This window comes from Enterococcus sp. AZ077 (assembly GCF_051714965.1).
In the GTDB taxonomy this organism is placed as follows: domain Bacteria; phylum Bacillota; class Bacilli; order Lactobacillales; family Enterococcaceae; genus Enterococcus_B; species Enterococcus_B hirae.
Genome location: NZ_JBIOSX010000001.1, coordinates 2812831 through 2825082, shown reverse-complemented (window position 1 = coordinate 2825082; position 12252 = coordinate 2812831). Strand labels below are relative to the sequence as shown.

Annotated in this window: 10 protein-coding genes; 9 read left to right on the top strand and 1 reads right to left on the bottom strand. The window is 35.9% G+C overall.

Annotated elements, in window-relative coordinates:
• Positions 1-26: 26 nt before the first annotated feature.
• The 9 genes from IGL28_RS13085 (at position 27) to IGL28_RS13045 (ending at position 11193) form a co-directional block, all read left to right on the top strand.
• The gene (locus tag IGL28_RS13085; RefSeq protein WP_370566299.1) at positions 27-1772 is read left to right on the top strand and encodes a VirD4-like conjugal transfer protein, CD1115 family; all 1746 of its coding nucleotides are present in this window, start codon (positions 27-29) and stop codon (positions 1770-1772) included.
• 469 nt (positions 1773-2241) lie between these two features.
• Positions 2242-2472, top strand: coding sequence for a hypothetical protein (locus IGL28_RS13080; protein WP_010720705.1), 231 nt, complete (start codon positions 2242-2244; stop codon positions 2470-2472).
• Between the two features lie 24 nt (positions 2473-2496).
• Positions 2497-3321 carry a hypothetical protein gene (locus IGL28_RS13075; protein WP_010737215.1) on the top strand — a complete coding sequence of 275 codons (825 nt, stop codon included), beginning with the start codon at positions 2497-2499 and terminating at the stop codon, positions 3319-3321.
• 11 nt (positions 3322-3332) lie between these two features.
• Positions 3333-3695 carry a PrgI family protein gene (locus IGL28_RS13070; protein ID WP_010737216.1) on the top strand — a complete coding sequence of 121 codons (363 nt, stop codon included), beginning with the start codon at positions 3333-3335 and terminating at the stop codon, positions 3693-3695.
• Positions 3692-6028: a VirB4-like conjugal transfer ATPase, CD1110 family gene (locus IGL28_RS13065; protein ID WP_081128983.1), complete on the top strand. Its 2337-nt coding sequence runs from the start codon at positions 3692-3694 to the stop codon at positions 6026-6028. The genes IGL28_RS13070 and IGL28_RS13065 overlap by 4 nt, the downstream gene beginning before the upstream one ends.
• 32 nt (positions 6029-6060) lie before the next feature.
• Positions 6061-6273: a hypothetical protein gene (locus IGL28_RS13060; protein WP_185184814.1), complete on the top strand. Its 213-nt coding sequence runs from the start codon at positions 6061-6063 to the stop codon at positions 6271-6273.
• A gap of 162 nt (positions 6274-6435) precedes the next feature.
• Positions 6436-9120 (top strand): lysozyme family protein, encoded by a 2685-nt coding sequence (locus IGL28_RS13055; RefSeq protein ID WP_438843968.1) that lies wholly within the window; start codon positions 6436-6438, stop codon positions 9118-9120.
• 102 nt (positions 9121-9222) lie between these two features.
• On the top strand, positions 9223-10107 hold the full coding sequence (locus IGL28_RS13050; protein ID WP_010737219.1) for a hypothetical protein: 885 nt from the start codon (positions 9223-9225) through the stop codon (positions 10105-10107).
• A gap of 33 nt (positions 10108-10140) precedes the next feature.
• A complete protein-coding gene (locus tag IGL28_RS13045) occupies positions 10141-11193 on the top strand; it encodes a hypothetical protein (RefSeq protein WP_232088541.1) in 1053 nt (350 codons plus the stop codon).
• Positions 11194-11291: 98 nt separating this feature from the next.
• Here the strand turns inward: IGL28_RS13045 and menA are convergent, their stop codons facing one another.
• Entirely contained in the window at positions 11292-12245 is a 954-nt protein-coding gene (gene menA, locus IGL28_RS13040; RefSeq protein ID WP_010737221.1) for a 1,4-dihydroxy-2-naphthoate polyprenyltransferase, read from the bottom strand.
• Positions 12246-12252 lie beyond the last annotated feature (7 nt).

Here is a 12252-nt window from a genome sequence, read left to right as displayed (position 1 = left end):
TATATTCAAATTAAGTAACGAAAGGGATGAACAACCACTTGAAAAAGTCTCAATATGTTTTATGGGTAGTCCACGTAGTTGTGGTGAGTACATTAATGTATATAGGGAATCGTACATTTTTTTTATTTACGATTGATCAAAATACAACCGTAACATTTGTGGAAAAAATAGCTAGATCTTTTCTTCACGCAGTTGATGAAATAGCTAGTTTTTCCTTCCAATTCTCATTTAACGTAAAGTCATTACTGGGAGGGCTCGCTTTTGTTCTTTCTTATGGATTACTAGTATTATACAAAACGTTTGATGAAAAAAAAGTACGCCCAAATGAAGAATATGGAAGTGCAAAATGGGGGAAATTTCGAGATATCAAACCATTTTTGGCGAAGAAAAAGAGTTTTAATATCATATTGACTAAAACAGAGAGTTTATCCCTGTCAGGACGAATGAAAATTACTGGTAAAGATAATTTTAACCGTAACAAAAATGTCGTTGTGGTTGGAGGAGCCGGTAGTGGTAAGACGCGATTTTATGTAAAACCGAATCTGATGCAAATGCATTCTTCCTATGTAGTCAGTGATTCCAAAGGATTGTTATTGATGGAAACAGGAAAAATGTTTGAGGAAGCGGGTTACAATATCAAAGTCTTTGATTTGATCAATCGGCGTGACACCCATCACTACAATCCATTTAAATACATAAGAACGGAAGACGATATTCTAAAAATCGTAAATAATTTGATTAAAAACACTTCAAACCCTGATAAAAAAGGTGGCGATGATTTCTGGGAAAAGGCAGAGACTGCTTTATTAATGGCAATTTTTAGCTATTTGATCCAAGAAGTCGTTGAAGAAGATCGCACATTAGGAAATGTGATTGAATTGGTACGTCTAGCAGATATTGACGAAAATGTTCCTGGATTCGTCAGTCCTTTAGACGTGCTGTTCAATGAGTTAGAAGAGAAAGATCCAACAAACTTCGCGGTTGCGCAATATAAAATTTTCAAACTATCAGGGGATAAGACGACCAAGAGTATTTTAGTTAGTTTAGGGGTAAGATTGTCTCCGTTTGATATTCCTAGTATCAAAGACTTGGTCTCTAAAGATACATTAGAATTGGACACCATTGGGGATCGGAAAACGATTTTGTACATCTTATTGCCAGATACAGATACCAGTTTTAACTTCTTAGCCAGTATGATGTACCAACAGCTCTTTGATATGCTGGTCTACAAAGCAGATAATATTTATAAAGGACGCTTACCATGTCACGTTCGCTGTATTCTAGATGAATTTGCCAATATTGGTCAAATTCCGGATTTTGAGAAAGTTATTTCGGTTATTCGAAGTCGAGAAATCTCAACAAATGTGATCTTACAAAATATTAGTCAGTTAAAAACGTTGTATAAAGACACTTGGGAAACCATCATCGGTACGAGTGACGTCTTTTTATATTTAGGTGGGATGGAACAAAGTACGCATGAATATATTTCTAAACTTTTAGGTAAAGAAACGATCGAACAAAGAAATATCAGTGTCACTAAAGGCTCAAATGGATCATTCAATGAAAGTTTCCAAAAGTTGGGGCGTAATTTGATGGACCCCGATGAAGTAGCCAGTTTGAAAGGGCAACAATGTATTTTAAAAATACGTGGAGCAAATCCTTTCCTGTCTGAAAAATATGACATTGTCAAACATAAAAACTATAAAAAATTAGGGGATGTGACAGACTCATATATGTATGAACGTAATCTCTCTACACCTTCCACTACGTAACATACATATGTAATAGGAATTTAATCCTTGTCAATGATGCTGAGTGAAACTAGTAGAAGATGATATAGGGACTGTCTGGCACTCGGAAATCATGGTGAATCCAAAAGTGGCTTCTTGTTATTTTGAGCATTTTTGATTTTTCGACTTATTTTCAGGAATCAATTCTTAAGCGCTGTGCATTTATTTGAAAAAAATGGATAGATGTTCCAAGTTTTGTAGATGAATCAATCTATTGTGTCCAAAATAACGAATTTTAAAATTTTTTAGAGTAACTATTCTTCTCAGCTAGTCTGCTTTTTGATAAGGACCTCTTACATATATTGACTAAATTAGTCAATTATAAAATTTGAGAGAGGGAGTTTCTAAAATTTCTCAACTTAGAAATAACTGGCAAACATCGGTTGAAAAATTACCATATACTAAAAGTAGTAACAAATAATAAATAACTCAAAAAAGGGGAAATGTTTAAATGAAAGATGCAGCTTTATTAGAAAAAGTTTTTAGTTTAGTATCAAACTTCACTTTAGTAGGTGGAGGTCTTTGGCTAATTTGGGGAACGGTCATTTTAGCTGGTGCATTAAAAGATAAAAATGGTCCGCAATTACAGCAAGGAATTTGGCAAATTGTCGGTGGTGGATTGATTTTAGTTGCTGCAGGCTGGTTCGCAACTCAATTTGATTTCTCTTCACTTTTACAATAATACACTGAAAGCAGGATTTAATTTATGACATCAGCGATAATGTGGCTCTTTAATCAAATCATGTTTTATTTGAATGGAGATGATTTAAAATACACTCTGAGTAAGAATCTATCAGGATACATGTATGATGCATATAAATTAGTAGTAGATTTACAGGAACTAGTTGTTATTCCGCTTTCATTGTCTATTTTAGCCATCTTTATTCTTTTGGAATTTCAAAAAATTTCACTTAAGGTTGAGGGAGCTGGAGGAGCACCAATGCTTGGGTTTGAAATGATCATCAAATCATTTATTAAATTTGCGATTTGTTATGTGGTTATTTTAAAAATCCAAGTTTTGTTAGACGGAATCATAGTGATTACTTCTAATTTAACGTATAAAATTTTACAAGTAGGTGACGAAAAAACTGTAGCGAATGTAGCAGCAAGAGTAGAACAGGCGGTAAACGATCTAGATTTCTGGTCACAAATCGCTGTGCTATTAATTATGTTCATTCTATTTTTAGTGTCACTTGTTGTACGGACGTTGATTCAGGTAACGATTTATTTACGATTTATGGAGCTTTATATTTTTAGCGCGATGGCACCAATTCCGATGGGGGCTCTACCAAGCCAAGAATTTTCTGCTATGACCAAAGGCTTCTTTAAAAATTTTGCCGCCACGGGGTTGCAGTCAACCTTTATCGCCCTGGTTTTAGTTACATATCCAATGCTATTCATGAGAATAATGGAAGACGTTGGCACCCATATGTTTGGGATTATTTTAGGATTAACGATCTATATGATTGGAATCTTACTAGCTATCAATAAAACTAAAGGATGGGCCAAAACACTAATATCTGCATCATAAGGAGGGGAGATATGGCAATAGAAGTAAAAGTTCCAAAAGATATCAAAGAATACAAAGAAAAAGTAATAGCAGGAATGAATCTAAAACAATTATTGTGTCTTTGTATTGCTGGCGGGGTAAATGTCGCGATCGCACTGATATTCATTGCATGGTTAAAAATGCCAATCGAAATCATCAGTTGGTTGATGATCATTGCCTCTATTCCAATCGTGTCTTTTGGATGGTTCAAACGAAATGGCTTATCATTTGAAGTTTATGTTAAGCAATTTTTTAAATACCATATTTCGACAGGAACTAGAAAAAAGAAACGAAAAAAGAATGATGGTCAGCAAGACATGTCAGAAAGTAAAGAATTAGGCGGACAAGAACGATGATGAAATTAAAGTCAAAAATTAAGAATAATCATAAAAATTTAAAGAAGACTTCTAAAAATATAAAGAAACAACAGAAAAAAAATCCACAAGATGTGGATTTTTTGCGCGATACTTTTTACTTTAAAACAATTTTTCCCAGCGGTGTTTGTCAACTGGATGATAATACGTACTCCATCACAGTCGAATTAGAAGATATCAACTATCAGCTTTCATCAGAAGAGAATCAGATTGAGATTTTCTCGCAATATTGTGATTTCCTTAATTCTTTAAGTAGTAAAACCCAGCTACAGTTAACTGTCTACAAAAAGAAACGACCGTTGAGTGAATTGCAATCAATTCTCTACTACCAAGAAAAGAATGATTTTTTAGACCCTTATCGCGTAGAAATGAATGATGTTATTTCCAGAAAACTGGATGAAGAAAAAAATGGCTATAAGAAACGGATTTTGTTTACCTTCATCCAGCAACATCAAACAGAAAAACTTGCTCATAAAGAGTTGGAAATGGTTGTAGATCGCTTTGCAATGTTTGCGAGTCGATTAGGTAGTAGGATCAACCGTCTTGAGAAAAAACAGATGTTGACAATTTTGTCTGATATTTTATTAACAAAAAGCGATAAGGAAGAACCAGAAATTGAGGATATCCTACCAGAAGTGATTGAACTGAAACAAAACAAAAACTACTTGAAAATGGATGATCATTATGCCAAAACCGTTTATTTGCAAGAATATCCATCGGAACTAGCAGATACTTTTATTTTTGAACTGTTAGAAATCCCTCAAGAGTTGGTGATTACATTACATATCAAGCCACTTGAGCAAGATGAAGCATTTGACTTAGTGAAGACCAAATTAGCTTTTATGGAACAACAAAAAGTGGATGAACAGAAAAAAGCCCTACAAAATGGCTACGATTTTGAAATGCTTTCCTATGATTTGACTTATTCGCTAACAGAAGCGAAAAATTTAGTTGATGATTTACAGAACAAGGGTCAAAAGCTTTATTCGATGACTGGAAGTATCCATTTCCATGCCCCAACAGTTGAAAAATTAACAGAAGTACATGACGAGGTATCTTCTATTGGTCGACAATTTGGATTTAAGATCATCGAGTTAGAATTTATGCAAGAGGCTGGGCTGAATGCAACCTTACCTTTAGGAAATAATATATTGCCATTGGATCGAACACTAACGACTGCCAGCACTGCGATATTTGTGCCATTTACTATTTCAGATCTAATTCAAGAAAATGGGAAATATTATGGCGTAAATGCTATTTCAAAGAATATTTTATCTCTTGACCGGAAATTATTAAAAGCACCCAATGGATTTGTTCTAGGAACTCCTGGTTCTGGTAAAAGTTTCTCGGTGAAGCGTGAGATCGTAAATGTACTATTGCGTGATGCCGAAGATGAAGTCATCATTATTGATCCTGAACGTGAGTATTCCGTTATCGGTAAAAATTTCAATGGTGAGATTATCAAGATCGCTAGTGATTCCGCTACCACGATCAATCCAATGGATATCAACGAAAACTATGGAGATGACAGTGACCCGGTTGTTTTAAAGTCGGAGTTTTTGATTTCATTGTTCGACTTGATCATTGGCGGCGCATTGGGGCTAACCTCTACCCAGAAAACGTTGATCGACCGTGTATGTCGTCGAACGTATGAAACAGTTAGCGATCGGATGCCAACTTTTGTAGATTTCTATCACATCTTACAAGAGCAAGAGGAAGAAGAAGCGCACCAATTGAGGACGGACTTGGAAATTTATATCGAAGGAAGTTTGTCAGTATTCTCCTCTGAAACAAATGTCGATATTACCAAACGGCTCGTTGTCTATGATATCAAAGATTTAGGGAAACAGCTCAAAACAATGGGGATGTTGATCGTGTTGGACCAAGTCTGGAATCGGATCACCACCAACCGGGAAAGAGGCGTTCGGACCTGGTTGTATATCGACGAAATGCAATTACTGTTTACAAATGAGTATTCTGAAAATTATTTCTTTGAATTATGGAGTCGTGCCAGAAAGTGGGGGGCAATTCCAACTGGGATTACACAGAATGTGGAGACGCTTTTACTTTCGGACCTTGCACGGCGGATGCTTTCAAATAGTGATTTCGTCATGATGCTCAATCAAGCAAAATCTGACCGTTCACAATTAGTCCGGTTATTTGATATCTCAGAAGAACAAGAAAAATTTGTTGTGAATTCACCAGAAGGTTATGGACTGATGGTATTTGGCGATACAACTTTACCTTTTTATGATCATTTTCCGAAAGATACGCAGTTGTATAAGATGATGTCAACCAAACCTGGTGAAGACTAAAACGAAAATGGAATCAGAAAGGATACGTCACAGTGCCCGATTTGAATGAACCCAATAACGAACAGCAGGAATCACAAAATAGTATTATCAGCACAGGATTAGAAAAAACCAAAGGTCTCATCAAAGACCAAAAAAAAAGTTCAGAACTAACAAAAGCGATCCTTAAAAACAATCAGACAATTAAAGTAACGATAATCGTCCATAGAAATGATAAACTACCAATCATTAAAAAAAATCTCGTTTAAAAAAGAGTCATTAAACAAGGGAAACAAAAGATTAAACTGACTAAGAAACAAATTTCAAAAATAAAACGAGACGTTGAAGAATTTGGAAATAAAACCGTCGTATTAGCTAAAAATAGGTTCCGTAAAGTTTTAGGCATAAAACGCAAAAATGATCAAAAAAAAGTGCGACAGGAATTACGTGCTGATTCAAAAAGTCAGAATAATATCCTGGGAACAAAACAGTCGACAGATCAACCAAAAGTGAATGTGCAAAAGAAACAGCTAAAAAAAGAACAGTTAAAAAAAGTAGCAGAAGAAACAAAAAAAGGCAATTTGGTTGCTCGTTCTTCTAAGGATAGTACCCCTTACAGCTACACTGCTTACAAAGATCAAAAAGGATTTGCACCTCAAGATTCAGTGAAATCCACCAAAAAAAAATGGTACAATATTTTTGGTAAGGGTAAAAACACGGAAGTTGTCTATGTAAATCCTACAAAAGGCGTTGGTAAAAAGGGTGGTTTCTTCAAGAATTTTCTAGGTAAAGCAAAATCAGCGCCAAAATTTTTAGATATGGCTCAAAAGCTGTCACCAAAAGGGCAAGCAAAAGAAGCGGCTATGAAAATGCTTGGTGGGCGAGATGAAAAGGGCGATCTAACGATTATCGGGATCCTCATTACGCTGATTTTTTTAGTGATTACAATCAAAGCGCTATTGATCATCGCGATAGTTATCGTTATACTAGCGATCATTCTCGTGGTAATCTCGGTTGTTTTAGCGATTTGGACTTTTATTGTCGCCTTGTTCACATTGAAAACAGAAGATATGGCGATCGCTGAAGCATTTGAGTATATTTCCTATTTGGATGCCTCTAAAAATAGAGATGTTTATAATCGTTACAATCAATTAGTTGAAGAACATGATGAAGTTTATTTTGAAGTGAATGGAATGGTTGCCGATCCGGAACAATTTTCGTTTGCTTCAAATGGGGATAACTATATCTATTACTTAAATGCCAAATATGAAAATTATAATATTAAAAATAGTGCGCTTCCTAATTATCTGAAACGACTAAAAGACCAAACATCCATGAGTCCTCCATTATATATGTCTTTTTATGCCCAGTTTAAAGATAAGTATTCACCAATGGAGGAAGAGCCAGTTAAGATTGCAAAAGTAGAAGATGAACTTCGCGCAATCCATGATGGCACTTTTACATACAAAGTCGAATTTGAAGAAGATAAAGATACAGAAGAAAAAGTTAAAGACAAAGACAAAGAAGAAGAAGACAAAGAAGAAAAAGACAAAGACAGCGTCACGCTGAATGTCAAAGTACAAACGATTGCTGAATTTCTTGATTTAGATCCTCAAATCGAACTCTATTCAAACAATAAAGTGATAGGAACGATCTCAGCATTCTCACAAGATGAAATCGATAAATATTATCCTGTGTTAGAAATCGATCGTTTTCAGGATAAGATTTTTATGGATAATCCTTTAGGGAAAGTTTCGTATGCTTCTGTTATAGGTAATTATGGTTATCGCGGTCGGGACGATGCCAATATGAATGATGAAATAATCATTGATGCGAAACCACAAACGCCTATCTATGCCACATCAAACGAGAAGGTAACAGAGATCAGTACACGTACGGCTCGAGATCTAAATGGGAAAAAGCAAACGACAACAAGTATCAAAACGGAAACAGGGAAATACCAAGCTTATTATATTAATGTGACGCCGATCATACGTGAAGGAGCTTCTTTAGAAAGCGGAGATTTGATTGGTTACACAAGTGACAAATTTGACGGTAATTTATTGATGATCATGAAAGAAAAACGAATCTTCCTCTACCGCAATCCAGAAATCAATCCGACAATTTTTATTGAAAATTTGGTTTATGGAAATCGTACGAAATTAAGTCAGTATGATCGAGAACAATCGCAAGGTGAGCTTATTTATCCACCTGAAAAAGTGGTTCAATGGCGAGAAAAAGTAGTAACAGAAGCAAAAAAACAGAACATTGAATCATTTACCAATGTCATACTATCTATAATCTGGGTAGAAAGTGGTGGGGATGGTGAAACCGTTCCGGATATTATGGGAATTGCTAAAGCACAAAATTTGAATCAAACGATCAACCCAGAAAAGTCAATTGAATTAGGTGTAGCTTATTTTGCAAATTTAATAAGAAAAGCACAAATGTATCAATTAGGTAACTTAGCAGCGATCCAAGCTTACAATTATGGGGAAGACTATTTGGACGAGTTGATCCGTACAGATAGTAAATATACATTTGAGCATAGCAAAGCTTATGCGCAAGAAAGAAGTAATGGGGAAGTTGTTTCTTATAATAAGGGCGTGGCTTTAGACCTTGGCTATAACTGGCGTTACGCATTTGGTGATATGTTCTATGCACGCTTAATTTCTTACAACCTCTCAAACTCTACTGGCAAGTTGGTAGAGGTGGCAACTAAAGAAATCGGTACGTTAAATGGCAATAAATATTGGGAGTGGGCTGGCTATGAGAGCCGAATGGAATGGTCTGCGATCTTTGTTACTTGGGTAGCAGAACAAGCAGGATATCTCAGTCAAGGTCGTGTACCGAATACTGTAAGACCGTTAGATATGTTCAATTGGTACAAAAAGAATAATAAATTCAAAGCCACTGATATAGGCTATATCCCGCAACCAGGGGATTTGATTTTCTTTGATTGGAAAGGTAATAAAACGGGGAAAGACCAAGTGGGGATCGTCGAATTTACAGGTGGAAATACGATTCAAGTAATTGAAGGTAATTCAGAAAATATGGTTCGAAGAAGAACCTATACACTCGATCATTCAGCAATCTCTGGATATGGGGTGCCTTAATCTTTCGACTAGCTAGTTAATGATTCATCAGTCAATTCGTGAAAAGTAAAGGTGGTGAGTAATTCCTAAAAATAACGAAAATCTTTATTTTTAGGAAAAAATATGATCAAAAATTTTTTAGAAACCAAAACAGGTAGAAATTTTTTAATAGGGGTAACAGTTTTTTTCGTTGTGGTCTTGGGTTTGACAAGCTATTCATTGTTCTCAAACACAGCCAATCGGGAAGAGACGACTAAAAAAGGTCAGACAGAAGAAACAGCGGAAAGTAAGGAACGATTAGGAGAATACAGTGCCACTACTTATAGTGGTAAATGGTACTCCAATCGAAGTGACGAAATGGTACTAGAATTAAAAACCGACGGGACCTATCGTGCTTCTTCTTGGCTAGCAGCTGGTAAATATTACTTAGTCGATAACGGGTATTTAGTGCTAGAAGATAAAGAAGGAACCATGAAAAAACTCAAATTACAATCACGTATGGGAAGTACAATCTTTTATTTAAAAGAAGATAAAGAAGAAATCTACTTCTATCCAAATGAAGAAGTTAAAGTCAAAATGGAAGAAGAAATCACCGAACAAGCAGAAGCAGCCCAACAAGTGATTTCACAAGCTTGGTTAGACGTCTTACAACAAGGCGCATGGGAAAATACGAATACCGATCGAACATTTACATTAGAATTTAAAGACGGTAAGTTAATCCAGAAAAAAATCGAAGAAGACAAAACGGTCAATGAGCTCACTTATGATTATCGTGTTGTCACCGTCAACCCAGATCAAGACGGTGCAGTATTTGTCATCACGAAAATCGACGATAACGGTAGAAAAGAAGAAGTTTCTTTCTCTATTGGAGAAAAAGGCTCGAAATATGCCCTAAGAGGCGACCCTGGTTCATTTAATTGGATTACGATATACGAGAAAGAATACGAAGCGGTATCTCCCACTCAAGATGGGACCACACGTGAAGAAGCAACGAAAAAGAATGTCTGATTCAGATGAAAAATAAGAAGGAGGTGATAAAATATGATGGAACCGGGAACGGAAAGAGAACTAGATTATACCGAAAGACTCTTTAAAAAGATGCCAAGATGGGCTGTTACTGCGACACTTTTTATTGGAAGAACGCTAATACGCGTAGGTCGAGCTGGGAAAAAATTATGGAATAAACGGAAAGAGAATCAACAACGAGCTTTTCTTACTCAACTATGTGAAGGAAAAAACGGTAGTGAAATAGAAAAAATAATAAAAGCAGATCCTAAACTAGCTAAATTAATCGAACCGAAAAAGAGAGGGTTGATTGGGCGAATAATTGATAAAGTGAGAGGTATTACGCCAGAAGCTAGGCAAAATAAATGGAAAGATAAACTACTTCAACAACCACTTCATAAATTTGATAAGAACCTATTAAAACCACTCATGAATGAGAATGAGGTCATTCGTGATAAAGTCCTAAGTGAGAACAGATTCTTGGGTTCGATTGATCCAAATGCAAGAAAAGTTTATCAAGCCACTCTAAAAGATACAACTAATCAGAGAGCTTTCGTTACGCAACTATGTGCAGGGAATCCAGCGGTAGTAGAGGCACTAAAAAACCAAAACTCTCCATTACTTAAATTAAACGGTCCGAAAAAAAGAGGCTGGGTTGGGCGAATGATTGATAAAGCGAGAGGTATTACGCCAGAAGCTAGGCAAAGAGAATTGCTCCAACGACCACTAAAAACATTTAATAAGTTAGCATTAGAAGACCTCATAACTAGAGATACTACTAAGGTAATTGAAGATCGAGTCAATAGTCATATCAAATTCAAGAGTTCGATTGATCCAGTTGCAAGAGTAGATTATAAAAATCATTTAATAGATGCAAAGATACAGGCTCAAAATGCTAAAAAGGGAGTGAGCGCACTTGACGTCGGTAATACCATGTCTCGTAAAGGAGAACTAAGTAAGCTTACTGATCTTACGAAACATGCAATACCACAGGCTAAAATACTAACTGCACAAAACCAACGAATAAACGGCGGCAATACACTAACGAAAGGTTTACAGGGACAGCTTTTGCAAGCACCTGTAAGGTAAAAGATTAGCATTCTAAGATAACTTAAAATTAACCCATGAAGTCACAGCTTTTCATTGACTTCATGGGTCTTATTTTTATTTGAAAAATCAATGGATCTCTAAACATAAGACAACAGAATACTGCAAAGTAAGCCCAATGCATAACTACTGTTGAACAAGATCATATTTTTGATGGCATAGCTAAAACTGATGGGGTGAGGCAAGGATTGTTTGAATTGTTGCAAGTTACGATAGATCGTTGGTAATGTGAGAAAAGTCAACAAGATAGGCCACTGGTAGACATGGCTCAATAGTCCAATCAAGACGACCAGATAACAAGCATACATCAATAACTGGAACAACAATTGTCCAATGGGACGCCCAATATAAAAAACTAAAGTATAGCGATGATTTTCGATATCCCTTTCTAAGTCCCGTAGGTTATTAGCTAACATGATATTGGCAATCGTAAAAACCAAGGGGAGTGAAGCTAGGATGATCGTCAAGATACTCCAAATATTTCCTTCTAAACGGAAGGTTCCTGTTTGAAAGGAAAGAATCAGGTCAAATACTTTCGTACTGTAAGTATTGATATAAATGACCATGGCAAAAATTCCCAACCCCATTGTTACACCGCTGAAAATTTCCCCTAATGGCATTCGTGATAAGGGAATGGGCCCAAAGGTATAAAAAATGCCAATAAAGCAACAAGTAGCGCCCATCAATAACAATAAGATCCCAGTTCTGGCGGTTAGGATTACACCAATCAGTAAGACAAAGAAAATCATTCCTAGGATCATTTTTTGGATCAGTTTTGGTGAGATGCCAGTTCGTCCAATTACGTTTTCTTGGTATTTATAAGTTTTCGAATGGGCTTTTTGGTAGTCCATATAGTTGTTGATTGCTGTAGTTGCTAAATCAAAAACCAACATACCAATAAAAAACAACCCTGTATTAAGCCAATGTATTTCATGAAAAAAAGCGATAGAGAATAAAACCCCTATCGCAAAAGGAAATACACTAGCCACTTTTGTTCGTAGTTCTACTACTTCTAAAAAGATCTTTAGTGTCATAGTTTAT